Annotated in this window: 20 protein-coding genes; 11 read left to right on the forward strand and 9 right to left on the reverse strand. The window is 70.3% G+C overall.

Features of this window, described 5'->3' with window-relative positions:
* Positions 1-47 precede the first annotated feature (47 nt).
* From OV090_RS09085 to OV090_RS09095, 3 genes are all read right to left on the reverse strand, one after another.
* Positions 48-788, reverse strand: a complete 741-nt coding sequence (locus tag OV090_RS09085; RefSeq protein ID WP_267703144.1) for a dienelactone hydrolase family protein — start codon at positions 786-788, stop codon at positions 48-50.
* A gap of 65 nt (positions 789-853) precedes the next feature.
* On the reverse strand, positions 854-2,203 hold the full coding sequence (locus OV090_RS09090) for a dipeptidase (RefSeq protein WP_267703145.1): 1,350 nt from the start codon (positions 2,201-2,203) through the stop codon (positions 854-856).
* A gap of 221 nt (positions 2,204-2,424) precedes the next feature.
* Positions 2,425-2,745, reverse strand: a complete 321-nt coding sequence (locus tag OV090_RS09095; protein WP_267703146.1) for a hypothetical protein — start codon at positions 2,743-2,745, stop codon at positions 2,425-2,427.
* Between the two features lie 592 nt (positions 2,746-3,337).
* On the opposite strand from OV090_RS09095, the gene OV090_RS09100 reads away from it, so the two are divergent.
* Both OV090_RS09100 and OV090_RS09105 read left to right on the forward strand, forming a co-directional pair.
* Positions 3,338-3,712: a metalloregulator ArsR/SmtB family transcription factor gene (locus OV090_RS09100; protein ID WP_267703147.1), complete on the forward strand. Its 375-nt coding sequence runs from the start codon at positions 3,338-3,340 to the stop codon at positions 3,710-3,712.
* Positions 3,709-4,176 (forward strand): SRPBCC family protein, encoded by a 468-nt coding sequence (locus OV090_RS09105; RefSeq protein WP_267703148.1) that lies wholly within the window; start codon positions 3,709-3,711, stop codon positions 4,174-4,176. The genes OV090_RS09100 and OV090_RS09105 overlap by 4 nt, the downstream gene beginning before the upstream one ends.
* A 3-nt stretch (positions 4,177-4,179) precedes the next feature.
* On the opposite strand, the gene OV090_RS09110 is transcribed toward OV090_RS09105, so the two are convergent.
* Both OV090_RS09110 and OV090_RS09115 read right to left on the reverse strand, forming a co-directional pair.
* Positions 4,180-5,499 carry an SMP-30/gluconolactonase/LRE family protein gene (locus tag OV090_RS09110; RefSeq protein ID WP_267703149.1) on the reverse strand — a complete coding sequence of 440 codons (1,320 nt, stop codon included), beginning with the start codon at positions 5,497-5,499 and terminating at the stop codon, positions 4,180-4,182.
* Between the two features lie 142 nt (positions 5,500-5,641).
* Positions 5,642-7,150, reverse strand: coding sequence for an aldehyde dehydrogenase family protein (locus OV090_RS09115; RefSeq protein WP_267703150.1), 1,509 nt, complete (start codon positions 7,148-7,150; stop codon positions 5,642-5,644).
* Positions 7,151-7,242: 92 nt separating this feature from the next.
* On the opposite strand from OV090_RS09115, the gene OV090_RS09120 reads away from it, so the two are divergent.
* From OV090_RS09120 to OV090_RS09155, 8 genes are all read left to right on the forward strand, one after another.
* On the forward strand, positions 7,243-7,620 hold the full coding sequence (locus OV090_RS09120; RefSeq protein ID WP_267703151.1) for an MAPEG family protein: 378 nt from the start codon (positions 7,243-7,245) through the stop codon (positions 7,618-7,620).
* A 206-nt stretch (positions 7,621-7,826) separates the two neighbouring features.
* A complete protein-coding gene (locus OV090_RS09125) occupies positions 7,827-8,513 on the forward strand; it encodes a hypothetical protein (protein WP_267703152.1) in 687 nt (228 codons plus the stop codon).
* Complete coding sequence (locus OV090_RS09130; RefSeq protein ID WP_267703153.1) at positions 8,480-8,635, forward strand: hypothetical protein; 156 nt, start codon at positions 8,480-8,482, stop codon at positions 8,633-8,635. Before OV090_RS09125 ends, OV090_RS09130 begins: the two co-directional genes overlap by 34 nt.
* A gap of 375 nt (positions 8,636-9,010) precedes the next feature.
* Positions 9,011-9,637 carry a sigma-70 family RNA polymerase sigma factor gene (locus OV090_RS09135; RefSeq protein ID WP_267703154.1) on the forward strand — a complete coding sequence of 209 codons (627 nt, stop codon included), beginning with the start codon at positions 9,011-9,013 and terminating at the stop codon, positions 9,635-9,637.
* A gap of 1 nt (position 9,638) precedes the next feature.
* On the forward strand, positions 9,639-10,817 hold the full coding sequence (locus OV090_RS09140; RefSeq protein WP_267703155.1) for a FecR family protein: 1,179 nt from the start codon (positions 9,639-9,641) through the stop codon (positions 10,815-10,817).
* Between the two features lie 151 nt (positions 10,818-10,968).
* Entirely contained in the window at positions 10,969-11,985 is a 1,017-nt protein-coding gene (locus tag OV090_RS09145) for a hypothetical protein (protein ID WP_267703156.1), read from the forward strand.
* Positions 11,986-12,018: 33 nt separating this feature from the next.
* Complete coding sequence (locus OV090_RS09150; protein WP_267703157.1) at positions 12,019-13,029, forward strand: hypothetical protein; 1,011 nt, start codon at positions 12,019-12,021, stop codon at positions 13,027-13,029.
* 72 nt (positions 13,030-13,101) lie between these two features.
* Positions 13,102-14,937: a M23 family metallopeptidase gene (locus OV090_RS09155; protein WP_267703158.1), complete on the forward strand. Its 1,836-nt coding sequence runs from the start codon at positions 13,102-13,104 to the stop codon at positions 14,935-14,937.
* A gap of 33 nt (positions 14,938-14,970) precedes the next feature.
* On the opposite strand, the gene OV090_RS09160 is transcribed toward OV090_RS09155, so the two are convergent.
* From OV090_RS09160 to OV090_RS09175, 4 genes are all read right to left on the reverse strand, one after another.
* Positions 14,971-16,374, reverse strand: a complete 1,404-nt coding sequence (locus OV090_RS09160) for a DUF2403 domain-containing lipoprotein (RefSeq protein WP_267703159.1) — start codon at positions 16,372-16,374, stop codon at positions 14,971-14,973.
* A 25-nt stretch (positions 16,375-16,399) separates the two neighbouring features.
* Positions 16,400-17,827, reverse strand: a complete 1,428-nt coding sequence (locus tag OV090_RS09165) for a hypothetical protein (RefSeq protein WP_267703160.1) — start codon at positions 17,825-17,827, stop codon at positions 16,400-16,402.
* Between the two features lie 166 nt (positions 17,828-17,993).
* Positions 17,994-18,179 carry a hypothetical protein gene (locus tag OV090_RS09170; protein ID WP_267703161.1) on the reverse strand — a complete coding sequence of 62 codons (186 nt, stop codon included), beginning with the start codon at positions 18,177-18,179 and terminating at the stop codon, positions 17,994-17,996.
* 17 nt (positions 18,180-18,196) lie between these two features.
* Positions 18,197-19,144, reverse strand: a complete 948-nt coding sequence (locus OV090_RS09175) for a LysR family transcriptional regulator (RefSeq protein ID WP_267703162.1) — start codon at positions 19,142-19,144, stop codon at positions 18,197-18,199.
* A gap of 31 nt (positions 19,145-19,175) precedes the next feature.
* Between OV090_RS09175 and OV090_RS09180 the strand changes: the two genes are divergently transcribed.
* On the forward strand, positions 19,176-19,805 hold the full coding sequence (locus OV090_RS09180) for a hypothetical protein (RefSeq protein WP_267703163.1): 630 nt from the start codon (positions 19,176-19,178) through the stop codon (positions 19,803-19,805).
* Positions 19,806-19,926: the final 121 nt, after the last annotated feature.

Below are 19,926 nucleotides of genomic sequence, written 5' to 3' on the forward strand. Positions count from 1 at the left end.
CCTGCCATCATTGCAGCGAACGCCTTCGCGGCCGGCAGCCCCCTGCGCTAACGCTCGATCGGCCCGAGCGTCTCGGCGAGGAAGCCGTCGATCGCCAGCTGCGCGCGGCGGGCCGCGTTCGCGTCGTACTGCAGCCCGCGCTCGGGCATCTGCGCGCCGGGGAACGTGAACGCGTGCATCGCGTGGCCGTACGCGTGGAGCTGCCAGTCGGCGCGGGCCGCGGTCAGCTCGCGGGCCATCCCGAGCACGTCCTCCGGCGGCGCGATCGGGTCCTCCCAGCCGTGCAGCACCAGGATCTTGGCGCCGATCTTCGGCTGCTCGGGGAAGCCGGGCGGCCGCAGCACCCCGTGGATCGACACCACCCCGCGGACCCCGCCGGCGTTGCTGCGCGCCGCGTCGAGCGCACACAGGCCGCCGAAGCACCAGCCGATCACCACCAGGCGGTCGGGGTCGACCAGCGGGTGCTGGCGGGCCGCGGCCACCCCGGCGACCAGGCGGTCGCGCAGCAGCGCGCGGTCGTTCAGCAGCGGGAACATCAGGCGCGAGTTGTCGCCGGTCTCCTCGCCGCGCACGCCCTTGCCGTACACGTCGAGGGCGAAGGCCACCCGGCCCTGGGCCGCGAATTCCTCGGCGCGGGCGCGAATCGAGCCGTTCTGGCCGTCCCACGCGTGGGCCAGCACCACGCACGCGCGCGGCCGCCCGGTCGCCCCGTCATGCGCAAGATAGCCCTCGGCCACGATATCGCCGGCGGGGTAATCGACGAACTCGGTGACGATCGATCGGCTCACGGTTGCGGTCATCGGCACCCAATTGATTCGCACGCGCGGCCCGGTCCCACAAGCCCCGCGAAAGATCACGGCTCGCGCTTGTCCTCGCTCGCAGGCGTACACGTCGCCAGCGACGGCGGCCGCGCCGCTTGCAGCCGCTGCGCCGTCGCCTCCGCGGCCCGCAGGACGCGGAGCAGGTTACGGCCGGCGAGCTTCTCCAGCTCCTCGTCGGTCCAGCCCCGACGGGCCAGCTCGGCCAGCAAATGGGGGTACTTCGACACGTCCTCCAGGCCGACCGGCACCGCCGACATCCCGTCGAAGTCGCCGCCCAGGCCGACGTGGTCGACGCCGGCGACGCGGCGCACGTGCTCGACGTGGTCGGCGACCTGCGCCAGGGTCGCGCGCGGCTGCGGCTGGGCGTCGATCTCCGCCAGCCGGGCGGCCCTGGCGGCCGGATCGGCGAGCTTGGCCGCCTCCGCCCGGGCCTTGCGCCGCGCCTCGCGGGCGTCCCCGGCCGCCTGCGACACGTAGGCCGGCAGGAACGTGACCATCACCACCCCCCCATTGCTCGGGATCCGCCGCAAGATGTCATCGGGCACGTTGCGGGCCGTGTCGGCGATCGCCCGCGCCGACGAGTGCGAGAAGATGACCGGCGCCTCGCTCACCCGCAGCGCGTCGTCCATCGTCGCCGGCGACACGTGCGACAGGTCGACCAGCATGCCCAGGCGGTTCATCTCGCGCACCACCTCCTCGCCGAAGGCGGTCAGCCCGTCGTGGCGCGGCGGCAGCACTGCGCAGTCGGCCCAGTCGGTATGTACATTGTGCGTCAGCGTCAGGTAGCGGACCCCGAGCGCGTGATAGGCCCGCAGCGTCGCCAGCGAATTGGCCAGAGTGTGCCCGCCCTCGGCGCCGAGCAGGGACGCCACCCGCCCGCTCTTGAACGCCGCCTCGACCTCGTCGGCGGTCAGCGCCAGCGCCAGGTCGTCGGGGTACTGCGCGATCATCCGCCGCGCCACATCGATCTGCTCGAGCTGCAGGCGCACCATGTCGCCGGCCGGTCGATCGCCGGGCACGTACACCGACCAGAACTGCGCGCCGACCCGACCCGCGCGCAGCCGCGGCAGATCGGTGTGCCCCTTGGTGGCCGCGCGCAGGTCATAGGCGGCGACGTCCCCCGGCGCCTCCTTGTACTCGCGGATCGTCCACGGCAGATCGTTGTGGCCGTCGACCAGCGGCACGCGAGCCAGCACCGCATGGGCCCGCTGCAGCGCCGGATCGGCGGCGAGCGACGGATCGAGCGGCGCGGCCCTCCCTGCATCGGGCGCCGGCGCGGCGGCCATCACCGCATCGGGCGACTGCGACGCGGCCACCACCGGTACTGTCGCGGCCGGCGGCTCGGCCGCCGAACGCTCGAGCGCCGGCGCAGCCGGCCTCATGGGCTCCTGCTCCGTGGGCGCCGAACATCCGAGCGCGAGCACGGCCAGCGTCCACGTCGGCGCGCGCGCACGAGAGAGAAGCCGCGGGCTCGAAATCACCCGCCGATTCTATCACGGGCTCGCGCGCCGCGGCTCGCCTGAAGGTCCGCGGCGCCGCGCCCGCCATGCGTCGCGGGCGACGGCGGCACAGCGCAATCGCGGCGGCCCGACCTCGTCGCGGGTCACAGCGGCGAGGGCGACGGCGACGGTGCCGGCGAGGGCGGGGGCGGCTGCGGCGGCGGCATCGGATTGGGCGGCGGCTGCGGCTGCGGCGAGGGCGGCTTCGGCCCCGGGCTCGGCGGATTGGGGTTCGGATTCGGGTTCGGGTTCGGGTTCGGCGGCGGCGTCGGGTTCGGCGTCGGCGACGGCGGAGCCGGGGACGGCTGCATCGTCGCGGCCGAGGCCGCTGCGACGGCCTCGGGCACTGCAATGGTCACCAGCGCCAGCGCGGCGGCGGTCACCGAAGCGGACTTGAGAATGCGAGTCAGGATGCGCTCTTTCATGATCTCAACCGTAGTCGCCTCCAGAGACCCGTCCAGCTGAACCGGGGCCATTGCTCCACTCACCCCATTCGCTCCCGGCCGCGCAACTCTCGCCGGATCGGCCGAGCCAGCGAGGCCAGGCGTGGCCCGCTGCGATGATTGCCGCGCAGCGACGAAAACGTGGCCGCACCGGTTGCCTCGATCACGCGCGTCCGCCTCGCCGCGACCTCGCCCGCGCGACGCTCCATCAGCCCCGCCGCGCCGCCTGCGCGACGACATGACGTACTGCGATTCGCTACCCGTCGATCCGGCGATTCTCCGCTCTCCGCGCGAATCGTACTGCCGCACCGGCGAATGAGCCCGATTCGCCGTCCGCGTCCGACCCAGGCGGGCCCGCTCGTCATGCCATGATCCTGTTTTAAAAGACATGTCCATCTCGACATGTCTCATCGAACCTCCCCGCCCCGTCACGCCAGCCTCCTTCCACCGATGAAGACGCTCCGACCGTCCTCAGCCCACACCAAGAACAACGTTCTTACCGTCACATCCGCCCTCCTAAAAATACTTAAGTTTTAACTTGACCTTTTTCGCCTTCGATTAAATACTCAAGTCCATGCTTGACCATGGCGCCGTCGACCGGGTTTTTCACGCGCTCGCCGATCCGTCTCGTCGTGCCATGGTCGAGCGGCTGAGCAGGGGGCCGGCTTCGGTGAAGGAGCTGGCCGCGCCGCTGGCGATGAGCCTCGCGGCGGTCGTGCAGCACGTGCAGGTGCTCGAGCAGAGCGGCGTCATCCGCACCGAGAAGGTCGGGCGGGTCCGCAGCTGTCGTCTCGACCCCGCCGGGCTGAACGTCGCCGAGCGGTGGATCGTGGAGCGGCGCGCCCTGTGGGAGCGCCGCCTCGATCGCCTGGGCGACCTCCTCGTCGAGCCCGAACCGAGCAGAGAGCCGCGAGCGCACGATAACGACACCACGGAGGAACAGTCATGATCACGGAGTCCGTCGTCCACAGCACCATCACGATCGATCGTACCTACCCCGTCGCCCCCGAGCGCGTGTTCGCGGCCTGGGCCGACCCCAAGCAAAAGCGGCGGTGGTTCGCCGAGGGCGAGGGCTGGAGCGTCCTGCAATTCGACCTGGACTTCCGCGAGGGCGGCCGCGAAGCTGCACGCTTCCGCGACGAGAAGAGCGACGCCGAGATCCGCAACGACGGCCACTACGAGGACATCGTCCCTGGCCGCCGGATCGTCGTCGCCTATACCATGAGCGTCGGCGGCAGGCGGATCTCCGCCTCCCTCGCCACCGTCGAGCTGCGCCCCCAGGGCGACGGCACCCGACTCGTCTACACCGAGCAGGGCGCCTTCTTCGACGGCGCCGACGGCCCGCGCATGCGCGAGCAGGGCTGGCGCGAGCTGCTCGATCGGCTCGCCGCGGAGCTCCAGGCCCCGCGCTGACGATCAGCGCAGCGACAATCGCAGCACTTGCACCGGGAACAGCCGCTCCGGCGGGAAGATCTGCCCGCCCTCGAAGCTGCGCAATTGCGAGTTGGCGATGTAGACCAGCGAATCACCGTCCAGCACCCCGGTGGTCGGAATGAGGAAGTCGGGGTGCCCGGCCTCGAGCACCTTTGCACGGACGATGCTGCCGAGGTCCGGCGCCAGCTCGAGGCGAACGATCCGTCCCCCGCCGGCGCCGTTGTCGACGCCGACCAGCGCGCCGCGGTGGAAGTACAAGCCGTCGAAGCCGTGGGTCGCCGCGCCGCGCGGGTGCGGCAGCACGCGGAGCTGGCGGGTCGCCAGCGGGATCGCAGTCAGCCCGCGCACGAAGTCGGCCACGAACAGCACGCTCCCGTCGTCGGACAGGGCGATCCCGTTGGGGTAGCCGAATTCGCCGGCGGGGGCGACCGATTCGAATTGCGCGCCGGGGCCCGGTCGCAGCATCAACACCTCGCCGGCCTCGCTGTCGGTGACGTACAGCGCGCCGTCGGGCGCGATCACCAGATCGTTGAGCAGGTGCCGGCCGGCCGATTCACGCGGGTAGCGGGCCCGCGACTGCCCGGTCGACGGATCGATCTCGTGCAGCGCCGCCTTGCCGCGGTGCTCGGCCTCGACGTAGCCCTGCATCTCCGGCACGGCCGCGCTGGCCACCCACAAAGAATTGCGGCGCGCGTCGAACTTCATGCCCAGCGGGCCGTAGAAACCGTTCGTCGCGTCCACCACCGCCAGGTCGCGCGCCGCCCCCTCACGATCGACGGCCACGACCTTGCGCTTGTAGATGCTGCCGACGAAGAACGTGCCGGTCCCCGGATCGTGGGCGATGCCCTCGGGGATCAGCGCGCGGTCGGCCAGCGTGAACGCGCGAGCGCTCGCCGACGCCGGCAGCCGCGCGCGGGCGGTCGCGACCAGGCGATCGAACTCGGGCCCGCCGAGCCCGGGGAAGTCGTGCACCTGCGGCACCAGCAGGCTGCCCGCGGCGTCGAGGCGGGTCAGCACCGCGATGGCCTCCTCGCCGCGCCCCGCGGCCGCCAGCACCTGCGCGCGCAGATAGTCGATCGCCTGGTTCTCGCCGTCGAGCGCCGCCGCCGCGTCGAGCGCAGCCAACCCCGCCGCGTAGTCCTGGCGCCCGAGCGATCCGCCGAGCTTGCCGTATGCGCCGGTCAGCGCGCCCACCTCGGCCTCCGAGAGCATCGCCGGCGCCTCCTCACCCGCCGGCTCGGACGGCGCCCCGCGGGGCGTGCAGGCGGTCAGGAGGGCGGCGAGGAGCAGCAATCGTCGCATCCCCGCGACCTTATCCCAACCGCCGCCGCCCCACGACCGCGATGCAGCGCGCGGGCCCGGGCGCCGCTGCCCCCATTCGCGAAGGCGCCGGCGACCGCTCCGCCGGCGCCCGCTCGCAATCAGCGTTCTGCGAGCGCTTCGCTCATTGCTTGTACCAGTCGTCGAACGGCGACAGCGCCCACAGCACCGTCTTCCACGTCGTGTACGTATCGACCGCCTGCGGTCCGCAGTCGCGACCGAAGCCGGAGGACTTCACCCCGCCGAACGGCACCTCGACCGGAGTCGGGTTGTAGTTGTTGATCCACACGTAGCCCGACTGCAGCTCCTGCGAGCAGCGCAGCGCCCGTTGCACGCTCGACGTCCACGCTCCGGCCGCCAGCCCGAACTCGGTCGCGTTCGCCAGAGCGATCGCCTCGTCGTCGTCGGTGAACTTCGTGACCGTCACCACCGGCCCGAAGATCTCCTCCTGAAACACGCGATGCTCCGCCTTCACGTCGGCCAGCACCGTCGGCAAATACCAGTACCCGCGGTTGAAGTGGCCCTCCGCCGGCGGTGGCCCGCCGCACAGCAGCGTCGCGCCTTCGAGGATCCCGACATCCACGTAACCCGCGACCTTGCGCAATTGCGCGGCCGAGATCAGCGCGCCCATCTGGCTGCGCTCGTCGAGCGGCGGCAGCACGCGGATCGCCTGCGCCCGCTCGACCAGGCGCGCCACGAAGCGCTCGTAGATCCCGGCCTGCACGAGCAGGCGGCTGCCCGCGTTGCAGTTCTCGCCCTGATTGTAAAAGATGCCGAACGCCGCGCCCGCGCTGGCGCGCTCGAGGTCCGCGTCGTCGAACACGATGTTGGGCGACTTGCCGCCGAGCTCGAGCTGCGTCGGTCGCAGCCGGTCGGCGCGCGCGTGCAGCACCTTGCGCCCCGTCACGGCCCCGCCGGTGAACGCCAGCACGTCGACGTCCCGGTGCGCCGCCAGCGGCGCGCCGGCCTCGGCTCCGGTGCCGCAGACCACGTTGAACACCCCCGGCGGCACCCCGGCCGCCAGCGCCAGCTCGGCCGCGGCCAGCATCGTCAGGCTGGTCAGCTCGCTGGGCTTGAGCACCACGCTGCAGCCGCTGCACAGCGCCGGCGCGAACTTCCACGCGCCGACGTACAGCGGGAAGTTCCACGGCGTGATCTGCCCGACCACCCCGGCCGGCTCGCGGATCACCGTGGCAAAGCTGTTGCCCGGCACGCGCGTGGTCTGGCCGAACAGCTGCGACGCCAGGCCCGCGTAGTACTCGAGGATCTCCGCAGTGCCGACGATGTCCGCGCGCGCCTCGGCGATCGGCTTGCCGCTGTCGCGCGTCTCGAGCCACGCGAGCGCCTCGGCCTCGTCTCGGATCGCCCGCGCGAACGCCCACAGCACCCGCCCGCGGTGGGCCGGATCGGCGCGCGACCACGTCCCGGCGGTGAAGCTGGCGCGCGCGGCCCGGACTGCGCGGTCGATGTCCTCGGGGCTGCCTGCGGGGATCTGCGCGAAGATCTCGCCGGTCGCAGGGTCCTCGACGGGCAGCGTCGCGCTGGTCGTCGGCGGCACCACGCGGCCGTCGATCACGTGGCCCCTGGGTTGGAGGAAGCGGGCGGCACCGGCGGGGATCGTGGCAGTGTCCATGGCGGTCGAGGCCGCGAGTCTACCCGTGAAGGCGTCATCGCGCATACGGGCGGCCGGCCGGGCCCGCCTCGGGTGCTGCTACCCTCGCCGCCATGGTCACCGAGACGCCCGTCTTCGCCGCCCTCCTGCTCCTCCTCGTCGCGCTGCTGGCCGTGAACACCTCCCTCACGCGCATGCGCCTGAAGATCCGGCTCGGCGACGGCGGCGACGAACGCATGACTCGCGCCATCCGCGCGCACGCCAACGCGTTCGAGCATGTGCTGCCATTCGTGCTCCTGCTGTTCTTCTATGAACAATCGGGCGCCTGCGCTGCCACCATTCGCTGGGCCGGCGGCCTGTTCCTGGCCGCGCGGGTCGGCCACGCGGTGGGCATGCTGCGCGGCCCGTTCGACCTCCTCCGCCTCAGCGCCACCCTCACCGCCCTGCTCGAGGTGTGGGTCGCCCTGGCGCTGCTGCGCAACGTCCTGTGAGCGCCGGCGCGCCGCCGGGGGCGATGGTTCCGGATCGGCCCGGACGCGGGTATGTTGTCCGCATGTTCGGGCGGCTGCTTCGCTGGCTCCGGGGCCCCTCCCCGCCCGTCGCTCCGCCCGCCGCTCCGCCCGCCGCGACGCCCGCGCCGGCGACAGAGAGCGACAGCCCCTATCGGCGACCGGCGCCCGAGCCGCTCGCCACGCGCGTGACCTCCCCGGAGACGAAGGACTGGTGGACGGTGACCCTGATGCCGGCCGGGGTGTTCGAGAAGATCGATGCATTCGCGCTGCAATACATCACGGGGCTGATCTACATCACCACCAACGACATCGTGCTCGTGCACGAAGGGATGCCGCATGTGTTCGAGCACGCGCGGTGCGAGCCGGCCGGGCCGGAGTGGTGGAACTTCACGACTCACGTCCTTCGTCCCTCGTACGAGTCGATGAAGTCGCACGACCAGCATCGTCGCCTCGTGACGGTGCCGACCTACGAGGCTCCCCACCTGCCGCTGTGGCTGGAAGACTACGAGGTCCTGACCCGCCCCTACGAGCCGGCAGAGCCCACCGGTCGACGCGTCGACCTCGCCCCGGTGCTCTTGCCCGAGCTCGCTCGGGTGCTGCGCGCCGGCGATCCGGACGGATTGTCGGCGGTCCTCGCCCTGCTCGACCTGCTCGCGCGGTTCGACGCCACCGCCGCGGCGAGATCCACATCGCCTCGACGCCGGCGGGGCGCCAGAGCAACCTCCGCATCGGCCTCGGCGCTGCCGGCGTCGACCTGCTCGGCGACCGGGTGGACGAGGCCACGCGTGCGCGCGTCGCCGATGCGCTCACCCCCGGCATCACCGCCGACGGTACCCGCGTGCAGGCGCTCATCGACAAGAGCGAGTCGCTGAGCAGCAGCAGCGGCCACCTGGCGCGGCTGTGTCTCGCCACCCTGGAGGTCTCGGCCAGCGGCTTCGTCTACGAGGACGAGCTGCTGTGGACCGAGTTCCACCCCGGCAGGGAATATTCGTAGCGCCCCCACTCCGGGGACTCTGGCAATAGCGGTTGGAGCGCCCGACCTCATTGCGGAGTCGTCGCGGACCCAGCCCTCGCAACATGAGGGAGCGATCAGCGCTCGAGCTCTCGCCGGCCGCGGCGACGAGGCGAAAAGCCCCGCCGTCTCGAGAGTACCAGCCTGATCCGTGGCAGAGGTCCGGCCCTTAGCGTTGACCCGCAGTCGCCGAGGACGAGGAGTGCCGCGGCTGCCGCGAGGGCCCGAACACGGGCGCTGATGGGCGGAGCAGCGGCTCAGCCAGTGAGAGGCTGGCAGAACATCGTTCATTCTGACTATAGAGCGTGCCCTTCATTTTTCTGGACCGATTTCGGCGTCGTGAGGCACTACCTTGGCGTGACCCCGCGGCTCCGGATTGCCCCCTCGTCGGGCCCAAAATCGCCGCTCAGTTCGGAGGAGCTGCTGCAGATGGCCCGGGAGGGCGATCCCCGGGCGGGTCGGTTGATCTTCGACCGCTACCAGGCAATCGTCAATCGTCGGGTTCGCCGGCTCCTCGGTCCCGACACCGACCTGGACGATCTTGTCCAGAACGTCTTCCTCGCGGTATTCAAGGGCCTGGAGTCGGTGAAAGACTCCAACAATCTTGCGGGCTGGATCCTGGGCGTCACGAATCACACGATTCGGCGCGAGCTGCGGTACAGGTCCATTCGCTGGTTGTGGTGGCGACGCGAGCCCGAGTTACCCGATCTCGAAGACGGCACGACACCTTCGCCGGAGGCGCACGAGCGCGCCCGCCGGCTGTACGCCGTGCTCGACCAACTGCCGCAGCTGGAGCGCCTCGCCCTCACGCTCAAGAAATTCGAAGGCTGCACCACACGAGAGATCGCGGATGCCTGCGGATACTCCGAGTCGAAGGCCAAACGCGATCTAAAGACGGCAGAGGAGCGCCTCGCCCGGCTCGTCTCGCGCGATCCGGTGCTCGCCGAGTACCTGCGCAGCCTCGAAGAGAGGAGGACGGGATAGTATGGAGCCGATCGACCAACTGATGCAGGAGGTCGTCGACACCATCGGCGATGAGCCCGGCCCTGTCCGGATCGCGCGCCAGCGTCGGGCGGTGGACCGCATGTTCCAGGCCCGTCTGTCCGGACACGGTCGGCTGTGGTTGATGGTTCCGGCGGTCACGGCCGCGGTGGCTCTCCTGGTGATGTGGCTCGGGAGAGAGGCACCGCGCGAGGCGACGCCGGTTGCGACCCTCGAGCGGGGCCCGTTCGCGGCCGGGGCATGGCTGCGAGCCGAGCACGAGCCGCTCGCGCTCGACTTTCCCGATCGCAGCCGGGTCGAGCTCGCCCCCGGTTCACTCGCACAGTTGACCCGCGCCGACCTCGCGCGGATGCAGTTGCACCTCGAACATGGCCGACTCGAGCTGCGGGTGACACCCGGAACAGCGCGCATTTGGCTCGTCGTCGCGGGCCCATACACCGTCGAGGTGACCGGGACCAGATTCACCGTCGATTGGCGGCCGCAAGCACGGGTCATGACCGTCGAGGTGAGCGAGGGCAGCGTGCGCGTACGCGACGGTGGGAGCGGCGACGGCTCCCTGCTCACCGCAGGTCAGCAGCTCCGCTTGGGCGCTTCGACGTCGACCTCGACGCAGCCGCCGTCAACCACCGCGCTCTCGGACGGTTGCGGGACGCCCGACTGTCCGTCCCACGAGACCGCGTCTTCACACCGAGTGACAAGCGGTTGGCGCGAGCTCGCCGCTCAGGGCGCGCACGCGAGGGCTCTGATGGCGGCTGAGCGCGAAGGTCTGGCTTCGCTCATCAACAGGCTCTCGGCCGACGACCTCGATCAACTGGCGCACAGCGCTCGATTGGCTCGCGCAGCAAGGCCGGCCCGAGAAGCGCTACAATCGTTGCGCCGCCGTTTTCCCGCAGTCGCGCGCGCGAAGGGGACTGCCTTCCTGCTCGGAAGGGTCGCGCTCGAGCTCGATGAAGACCCGAGCGTCGCCGCAAGCTGGTTCGAGACCTATCTCCGCGAACAGCCGCACGGCGAACTCGCCGAGGAGGCTCGCGCCCGACTGATGACGATCCGCCGCGACCTCGGCGATCGTACTGGCGCCGAGGCCGCCGCACGGGATTATCTGCAGCATCACCCCGAAGGTCGCAGCGCAGCGATCGCGCGGAGGCTCATTGAGACGCACTGAGGTCCGGCAAAGCGCATCCGCTGCACTTCTCGGCGCGCTTTTGCTGGGCGCTCCGCTGCCGGCGCGCGCAGGGCCTGTCGACGGCGTGATCTTGTTTCACACGCCTGGAGCCCGGCCTCGAGACGAAGATCGGGCCCGCGACGAGCTGCGCATGATGGACCTCCGAGTGGAGGAACTCGAAGCTCGCGCGGACGATGTGGAGGTCGAGCGAGCCATCGCCGAACTGGGGGCGCTCGCGGCCATCCGCCTCGAGCGCCACGGCGATACCTACGATATCGTCACGTGGTTCGCCGACGATCTCCGCCAGAGCTCGCTCGGCCCGCAGCGGCTCGTCGCGGTCGACGGCAACATGGCCGCGCTCAAGATCGCCGAGCTCGTGAGTCACCGGCTCGCCGAGCTGCGAGACTCCATCGCGTCCCAGCCACCGGGAGAGGAAGTGCAGCCCATGCCGGCCACCGCGCTCGTGCTGGTGCCTCCAGCGCCGTCACTCGATGCGCCAGGATTCACGCGCGAGGGGTCGACGCGAGCGCCCGTGGAGTTCCAGACCCCGAGGGGGTCGCCGACGGTAACGCCCGAGCTCGACGAGATCGATCTCCCTCTCGCCGCGCCGCGGCCGCCACCGGCCACGCACCGGCGACGCGCCAGCAGAGGCGGCTGGGTCGGCGTCGCCGTGAACGCTGGCGGCGGACCCGGCGGCGCCCGCGGCCTGCTGGGCGGCTCGGGGAGCTTCGGCTGGCAGCTCGCCCCAGCGCTGTCGCTCCAGGCCGAGCTGTTCGCGTGGGCCTCGCCGACGCCGATTCACCTCGACGCTGGGTCGATCCGTGTGGGTCAGAGCGCCGGACAGCTTCTGTTCGGGCTGAGCCCTCGCGGAGAACGACGGGTGATGCCACGCGTGCGGGTGGGCGGCGGACCGGCGCTCGTCTGGGCGCTGGGAGAGGCGCGCAGCCCGTTGCGAGGGCACGATGAGGTGGCGCCAGTCGGTGTCGTCACCGCTGGCATCGGCCTGGCCGCTCGGGTGCGTCCGCGGCTGCGCCTGTACGCCGGGGTCGATGTCCATGTAATGACGCCGCCCGCGCGCGTGGTCGTCGACGGTTTCGAGGTGCTACGGCTCGGCCTGCCGCTCGTCCGCGGTGCGATGGGGATCGAGTGGACCGTGAAAAAAAAGTGACCCGATTTTCGGAGCGCGGGTGACTACGATGACATGACCCCTCGCGTGCATCCCAGGGCCCGCGCCGGCCTCCTGATCGCGAGCCTGACCGCCTGCGTGCCCGTCTCGCTGATGCCCATCGACACCGACTTCACCTCCGGCTCGATGAATACGAGCGGGCCGGCCAGCACGTCCTCGGCCGGTAGCACGAGTAGCACCGGCAGCGCGCCGACGACCTCGACGACCTCGTCGCCGGGTGACCCGTCGAGCTCGAGCGGTACCTCCGAGAGCGTGGAGAGCAGCGAGGGCGAGGGCACCGCGCTCACCAGTTCTAGCACCACCGGGCTGACCGCCATGACGACTGATGTCGCTTGCGTACCCGAGTCGTATCAGCAATGCGACAACGGCGACGTCCGCTGGTTCGACAGCTGCGACGTCCCGGGCGCGATCGTCGAGGAGTGCGGCACCAGCGGTCCGCTGGGTGCCCCGTACTGCCAGGATGGCGACGTGTTCTCCGACCAGGAGAACGTCGGCTGCCAGGCGGCCGCGTGCACCTCCGACATCGAGCCGAAGATACTCGAGAACTGCGACGAGGACGGCTGCAGCGAGGGCGCGTGCGTCGGATGTACGTACACGCACGCCGTCACGTCGTTCGAATGCCCTGCATTCTCGGAGGCGGACGGGCTCGGTTCCGGCGGCGGAAACTTCTTCGAGGTGTGTGGCGCCACGAACCTACAGACCGGGTTCATGACGATCCGCGCCCGCAAGAGCGACCAGAGCGCCTTCGGCGAGCGCCCATATCAGGTCCGCGTCTCGAATTTCGCCGACGAGCCCTGCGGACCTGATGCCAACTTCTTCGTCATCTCGGACGACGCTCCGACAGGCATCGGCACCGACGAGCTCGTCTTCACCTTCCAGTCGAACTGGTTGCCGGAGCAGACCGAGAAGGCTTACTGCGTGACCGCATCGACCACGCCCGGTGACCCCGGCTTCGATGCGGCCGATCCCTTGCAAACATCGTGGTGGTGGTCCGACAAGCTCGTCCTGACCCGGACCTGCCTGTAACGATTGCCGACGAATCGGCATGAATACTCGATCGTGTTCTCACGAGAGGAGAGGTGTGTCATGGATAGAACGATGAATTCCCTGCTCGTTTGGCTCCCGGTGCTCGTCGCCGCCTGCAACAGCGCCGACAGCGGCGTCGTCCTGGGCGGACCCTGCGAGGCCGCGAACGATTGCGCGTCGCCGGGAGTGTGCGTCTACGGAGTGTGCGTGGAAGACGACTTCTTCCAGGAGGGCTCGCTGGAGGGCGAACCGCACGGCGGCGGCGGTACCGACATCGAGTTCATGTCGGATTGCTACCAGTTGCCGGCCGTGCCCTATCAGCTCGTCGGCTATCACCACGGCAGCCCGGTCGGCGGCGGCTTCTACCACGCCGGCGACGACGTGAAGGGCGCGGCGGGTACGTCGATCTATTCGGTATACGAGGGCACGGTCAAATCGGCGGGGAAGGTGTCGTCCTGGGGCGGGCTCGTCGAGATCGAACACACCAACCCCGTCGACGACTCCACGTTCTACTCGATCTACGGCCACCTCCGGCCGTCCTCGATCCTCGTAAGCGTGGGTCAGAAGGTCGCCGCCGGGCAGGAGCTCGGCGTCCTGGGCACGCAGCAAGAGAACGGCGGGTGGATCCCGCACCTCCACTTCAGCATCTACACCGGGGTATATCCCGCCCAGGGCGTGCTCAAAGGCCACCTCGCCAGCCTGGCGGGGTATCAGGACCCGATCCCGTGGCTCAAGGACAACTGCGTCTCTTGCAAGTGCGAGGGCGCGCTGGGCGAAGCGTCGATTTCGGATGACACGCTGTTCGTGTCGGGCTCGCTGAAGTGCGACGGCGGGATCGACAAGTGGAGCGTCGCAGTGCACGACAAGGCGGTGTTCGGCGCCTTTCCCGAGGGTGTCGCGGTCGGGTTCTCCGAGATCGTCGATCTCGGCGCTTACGGGTTCGCCGATTCCGACGCCCCGGTCGGCCTGTGGGCGCGCCCGGTCGGCGGCGAGGCCTGCCTTCTGGACCAGCGAATCGTCACGCCCGATGGCAGCGGCGGCCAGTGCGTGCCCGAGGACCACACGATCTGCCACGACGGCGACGTTCACTGGGCCGACTCCTGCGGCACGTCCGGAGCAATCGCCGACGAGTGCGTGGCGCCCAAGAAGTGCGTGCAGCACACGTCCACGAGCGCCACCTGCCAGGAAGCCCCGGTGGACTGCGGCGACGGAATGATCGACCCCGGCGAAGACTGCGACGCCGACGAGCTCGGCGGTGCCAGCTGCATCAGCGAGGGATACGACTCGGGAGTGCTCGTGTGCAGCGAAGTGTGTTCCTTCGACGCCTCCGGCTGCTGTAACGACGAGTCGTCCTACCAGTGCCATCAGGGCGACGTGTATTGGTACGACAGCTGCGGCGTCGTCGGCGGGCTGAAGGAGGCGTGCGCGGACGGTTGCAGCGATGGTACGTGCGTCGACGCGTGCTCGGACACGTTCACGGTCACGAAGTTCAAGTGCTCGAGCTTCTCGACGGCGGACGGCAACGGCCCGGGGGGCGGCGAGCTGTTCGAGCTGTGCGGCACCGCGGACGCGCACACCGGCTTCATGACGATCCGTGCCCGCAAGGAGCCCAACTCCGACCCCGTGTTCGGCGACCGTGAGTACCACGTCCGCGTGTCGGACCTGAACGACCCCGCCTGCGGACCGGCGTCCTCCCACTTCGTGGTTTCCGACGCCTCTCCAAAGGGAAAGGGGAGCGGCGAGCTCGAGTTCAATTTCCAGTCGTCCTGGAAACCTGGCCAGACGACAAAGGCCTACTGTGTGACGGCCTCGACGAAGCCGGGAGATCTGGACTACGACGCGGCCGATCCTCAGCAGAAGTCGTGGTGGTGGTCCGAGAAGGTTGTCGTGACCAGAGAATGCCTCTGATCGCGTCGCCAAGGAGGCCCGAGCGCCTGCCCCTCACTGCGGCAGGCGCAATTCCAAGAATCCGTCGACCACCGCGCGCGAGATCACGTTGGGCAGCGCCGGCACGATCGCCTGCGCCGCGGCCGGCACCTCGCTGGGATGAATCACCGCGACCTGCACCGTGCGCGAGCCCTCGTCCATCAGGAACAGATAGTAGCGATCGTCCTGGGCCCGCCGCCACGCCGGCCCCGCGGCCATCGCCGGGGCGTCGGCGTCGATGACTGCGCCCTGGTCCATCGCGGTCAGGCTGTTCACGTCGACCAGGTCGGCGTCGGTCGGGAATTGATCGATCCCACACGACTCGATCCCGCACGTCACCCCGCCCAGCGACCCCACCTGATACGAGCGGATGCCGGTGCTGATGATGTCGCGGTTGCCCCACTGCGGCCCGGACGCCTCCGCGATCACCTCGAACACGTTGATCTGGCCGCAGCCGTCGCCGAGCTGGCCATTGTCCGTGTTGTTGAAGCAGTGACACGGGTGATAGCCCGACCACCCGTCACGATTGAGCTCGGACGGCGACACCCCGATCCACGGGGCGTCCTGCTCCCGCTCGTCCTCGCCGTCGCCGATGCAGCTCAGCGGCTGCAGCTCCGGGTCGTCGGCGTACGGCATCGACGCCAGCATCACGACCAGCTTCGAGCCGGCCCACCCGTAGTAGTCGAGCGCCGACCCGGGGCAGTAGGGCTCGCTCCCGGGGCCGCAGGGGAACGGCTGCTCCTGCATCGCATAATACGCGCAGTTGTTGCCGAGGTCCCCGACGAACGCCGGCGCGCCGTTCGGGCCCGAGAGGTGGAGGTTGTACGGCTGGTCCGGCGCGCGCCGGTCCCAGAACGAGCGGATCGCCCACGGACCGTCGTTGGCGGCGAGCGGCTGATACACTGCCAGCGCCTTCACCCGCAGCGGCCCCTCGATCACCAGATGGAGCTGCTCGTTGAACGGCGTCAGCTGGTCGGAGGTCACCTCGTGCCGGGTGCGGCAGCAGAACTCCTCGCCCCACCCGAAATCGATGACCTCCGACTGCACGTCGCAGCGCGGATCGCCGGGCCCTGCCTCGATCCGGCGGCCCCAGTAGCCGGGCGCGCCGATGTTGGTAAACGTCAACGTCCCGCCGCGCGTCGGCTCGCCGTCGTTGTCCGGCTCCACCGGCGGGTGCGGCGGCGCGTGGGGCTCGTCGAGGTCGTCCCAATCACCCGTGTTCGGCTCCCCCGCCGAAGTCGGCTCCCCCGCCGAAGTCGGCTCCCCCGCCGACGTCGGCTCGCCCGCAGACGTCGGCTCGCCCGCAGACGTCGAATCCCCGGCCGCCGTCGAGCCGCTCGCGGACGACTGCTCCGGGTTCGAGCCGCACGCGGCAGCGAGCGCCAGCAAGCCCACGGCGTTTTTAAAAAGATTCTTCACGGCAGCCTCGCTTCGCCGTCGTCGGCTAGATGTCCTCGATGATGGCGAACACGTGATCGCCGCGGTCCTGGAACACCGGGCCGTTGACGATGAAGCGGCCGTTCTTGTCGTTGAGCGAATGCACCTCTGGGCCCTCGCCCGTGGGGATCCACTCCTGATTGGCCTGTTGCTCGTACGACAGCGTCCCGAGCAGCTCCGTCTTGTCCTCCTGCCCGAGGTAGCGGTAGAGCGTGATCTTGTACAACTGCTCGCGGGTCGGGATGTCGCCCATCTCCGTCCGCGCCGCGCGCAGCTCCGGCCACGTGAAGCCCTCCGCGTGGGCGAAGTTGTAGCCGGCCCGGTCGCAGCCGCCCGAGTACGGCTTGTGGAAGTTCCCGGGCGAGTTGAGACCGGGCGCGCCGTCGTCCTCCCAGATCGCCACTTCCTCCATCGGCCGGCCCTTGTGCCCCCAGTACTTGTGCCCCGGCGCGCCGGCCGAGGCGTACCCGGGCAGGAAGGTCTCCGACGGGTAGTAGGATTCGTTGCCGGGGAACTGAGTGCGCGTCGTCGGCACCGGCGCGCTCCCCAGGTTGATCGTCACGCAGGCGTGATAATCATCCCAGCCGTCGTCGTGGTTGGCCACGGTGGCCCGCTCCGGCTTCGGCACGTAGACCCGGCCCTCGGGATCGACGTACAGGCCGAAGTTGAGCTGCCAGCCCTGCCCGTGGCGGGGCCACTCGAACCCCTGCGAATCGGGCGCCTCCGGGATCAAGAAGAACATTTTATAGCTGTCGCCCTCGGGGTGAACGACCCACGTCGGCCGGAAGCCGGTGAAGTTGATCGGGTCGTCGGGCAGAGGATCCTGGTTGTACGTCGAATAGCCGTATTCGTAGCCCGCGTTCACGTGGTAGACGAACGGCCGCATCCCGCCGTTTTCCGCGATCTTCTCCGCCGGGTCGTCGTTTTCGCCGATCGCCCAGCCCTTGTTCTTCGCCCCCGGCATCCACGCGATCTCGTCGGTCACGCCCTTGAGGTACGGGACTTCGAAGTCGCTGTCGACGATGTAGTGAGTCTCGGTCTCCTCCACCGGGAAGTCCTTGCCGCACTGGACCGCCGACAGCGTGTAGGTCCACGGCATCGCCGAGACGATCGGGTACGGTTTGCCCTCGAACGTCGTGTCCGCCAGATGAATCACGCGGTAGGTGTCCGAGAACGGGGTGCTGTTGTCGACGCCTTCGCCCTGGCAGTCGTCGGGCGGCAGCGGCTCGGGGCCGTCGGAATCCCCGCTCCCCTCGGAGCCTGCGGAGCTGGTGGGACCCTCGGGCCCTTCGGAGCCTTCGCTGCCGCCGGGCCCGTCCGTACCAGCGGAACCTTCGCTGCCCGCGGTCCCGTCGGTGGCCTCACCACTATTCGCACTCCCGCACGCGAGCAACCCCATCGACAACCCAAGAACCCCGAGCTTCCGCGTGTTCATGCCCGGATGCTATCGCACGCCGAAGCGCGCCGGAAGGGCAGAAAGCGAGCACTCAGGGCTTACCCGTGATGCGCGTGTGGGCAGGAAGTCCGAAGTGAGCACATCGCGAGGAGAGGTCGTTCGACACCACTCGCGGTGGATCTCGCAATCGACGAGCAGGTCGCCGTCACGCGCGTGACGGCCGTGTTTCGCGGCCGGCGTCGCCCGACGCTTCGTGGGCTTCGGCCTCCAGGACGTCTGCGTCGATCCGGCCCTGCATGCGCGCGCAGTTCGGGCCGTCCCCCGTCGACGCGCTCGGCCATCGCCCGAGCGCGTCGTCCGGTGCCGCGGGCGATTCGCCCTTGAACTTCATTCATCGATGCGTCGCGCTCATCGCTTGCGCTGCGGCTTCGCGGGGAACAGCGCCGCCACTCGCTCGCGCAGCCACTTGTGGGCCACGTCGTCCTGGCGCGACGCCGAGAACAGCGCGCCGAAGCGGACCTCGGGCAGCTCGAGCGGCGGCGGGAACATCACCACCGGCGCGTGGCGGGCGTACTCGCCGACGAGGCTGCGCGGGGCCGTCACCATCACGTCCGTGCGAGCCGCGATCGCCAGCGCGGTCTGGAAGCACGGCGTGCGCAGCACCACCCGGCGCGCGCGGCCGAGGCTCGCCAGGCGGTTGTCGACCACCCCGCCCGGCAGCGCGCGCGGGGCCACCAGCACGTGGCGGGCCGCCAGATAGCGCTCGAGAGTCAGCCGCCCCGGCGCGTGTTCGGCCGCGATCGCCACCACGAACGGATCGCGGAACAGCGGGCGCAGCATCAGCCCGCCGCGCTCGGCGAACGAGGCTCCGAGCGCCAGGTCGGCCTCGCCGCGCTGGATCACGTCCTCGACCGCGTCGCCGACCACCATCGTCACCAGGTCGACCCCCGGGGCCTCGCTCGCCAGCGCCGCCAGCAGCTGCGGCAGCACCACCAGCTCAGCGTAGTCGGCGGCGATGATGCGGAAGCTGGCCTTGAGCGCCGCCGGCTCGAACGCCGCGCCGGCCGCGAACACCCGCCCCACCGCCGCCAGCGCCTCGGCCAGCGGCACGCGCAGCCCCAACACCCGCTCGGTCGGCGCCAGCTTGCGGCCGACGCGGACGAACAGCGGGTCGCCGAGCGCCTCGCGGAGCCGCCGCAGCGCGTGGCTGACCGCGCTCTGCGTCAGGCCGAGCTCGCGCGCGGCCCGGACCGTGCTGTGGGTGCGCAGCAGGACGTCGAGCACGCGCAGGTGGCCCAGATCGATCCCCGACGTATGAATGACGTTCATGGCTGACATGACGACGATGAGCTTCATGATGCCATGCTCCGGGCGCACAGTCGCGGGCATGACGACCACCAAGCTGCTCGCGCCCGCCCTGCTCACCGCCGCCTTCGCCCTCGCCTGCGCCCACGGGTGCGACGGCGGCGACGACCTCGACAACCCCGAGGCCGCCCCCGACATCGCCGGGCGGTACGTCAGCGACTGCCTGCCGAGCCCGCAGGCCGACGGCTCGACGCAGTACCTGCGGCTCGACTTCGCCATCGACGACGCCGCGTGGAAGCTCGACTACGTCACCCACGCCGACGACGCCTGCGCCACCAAGCTGGTCACCGTCCACATCGAGGGCCCCTACGAGCTCGAGCGGCCCTCGACCGCCGTGGAGGGCGCGTGGGAGGCCCGCTTCGGCTTCACCACCAAGACGATCCGCCCCGAGGTCGACGGCCTGCGCGACTACCTCAATTCGCTCGACGGCTGCGGCGCCGCCGACTTCGCCACCGGCGTCGCCCAGGACGTGCTCAAGACCGGCTGCGCCGGCTTCGGCCAGCACCCAGGCGCCGACTGCCCGGCCGACTACGACGTGGTCAAGCGCGACGGCGACGACCTGTTCTTCGGCGCCCGCCCGGCCGACAACAACATGTGCACCGCCGCCAAGCGCCCGGCCGCGCTGAGCCCCGTCGCCAACCACCGCCGCTGAGCGCCGGGCCAGCAACTTCGACGATCCGCGGGGCGCAACCCCGTCGCGCATGCCCCACCGCGAAGCTCGCGAGCGCAGCGTCCTCGCGCATGCCCACCGCGAAGCTCGCAAGCGCAGCGTC

Origin of the sequence: Nannocystis sp. RBIL2, from assembly GCF_026626745.1 — a bacterium.
Lineage (GTDB): Bacteria > Myxococcota_A > Polyangia > Nannocystales > Nannocystaceae > Nannocystis.

Bases quoted from the DNA above. Each gene is read 5' to 3' on its own strand.
- OV090_RS09115 (WP_267703150.1), bottom strand. From the start codon at position 7,150: ATGGACACTGCCACGATCCCCGCCGGTGCCGCCCGCTTCCTCCAACCC.
- OV090_RS09140 (WP_267703155.1), top strand. From the start codon at position 9,639: ATGGAGCCGATCGACCAACTGATGCAGGAGGTCGTCGACACCATCGGC.
- OV090_RS09150 (WP_267703157.1), top strand. From the start codon at position 12,019: ATGACCCCTCGCGTGCATCCCAGGGCCCGCGCCGGCCTCCTGATCGCG.
- OV090_RS09155 (WP_267703158.1), top strand. From the start codon at position 13,102: ATGAATTCCCTGCTCGTTTGGCTCCCGGTGCTCGTCGCCGCCTGCAAC.
- OV090_RS09145 (WP_267703156.1), top strand. From the start codon at position 10,969: ATGATGGACCTCCGAGTGGAGGAACTCGAAGCTCGCGCGGACGATGTG.
- OV090_RS09120 (WP_267703151.1), top strand. From the start codon at position 7,243: ATGGTCACCGAGACGCCCGTCTTCGCCGCCCTCCTGCTCCTCCTCGTC.
- OV090_RS09095 (WP_267703146.1), bottom strand. From the start codon at position 2,745: ATGAAAGAGCGCATCCTGACTCGCATTCTCAAGTCCGCTTCGGTGACC.
- OV090_RS09170 (WP_267703161.1), bottom strand. From the start codon at position 18,179: ATGAAGTTCAAGGGCGAATCGCCCGCGGCACCGGACGACGCGCTCGGG.
- OV090_RS09090 (WP_267703145.1), bottom strand. From the start codon at position 2,203: ATGAGGCCGGCTGCGCCGGCGCTCGAGCGTTCGGCGGCCGAGCCGCCG.
- OV090_RS09100 (WP_267703147.1), top strand. From the start codon at position 3,338: ATGCTTGACCATGGCGCCGTCGACCGGGTTTTTCACGCGCTCGCCGAT.
- OV090_RS09105 (WP_267703148.1), top strand. From the start codon at position 3,709: ATGATCACGGAGTCCGTCGTCCACAGCACCATCACGATCGATCGTACC.
- OV090_RS09165 (WP_267703160.1), bottom strand. From the start codon at position 17,827: ATGAACACGCGGAAGCTCGGGGTTCTTGGGTTGTCGATGGGGTTGCTC.
- OV090_RS09180 (WP_267703163.1), top strand. From the start codon at position 19,176: ATGACGACCACCAAGCTGCTCGCGCCCGCCCTGCTCACCGCCGCCTTC.
- OV090_RS09110 (WP_267703149.1), bottom strand. From the start codon at position 5,499: ATGCGACGATTGCTGCTCCTCGCCGCCCTCCTGACCGCCTGCACGCCC.
- OV090_RS09175 (WP_267703162.1), bottom strand. From the start codon at position 19,144: ATGAAGCTCATCGTCGTCATGTCAGCCATGAACGTCATTCATACGTCG.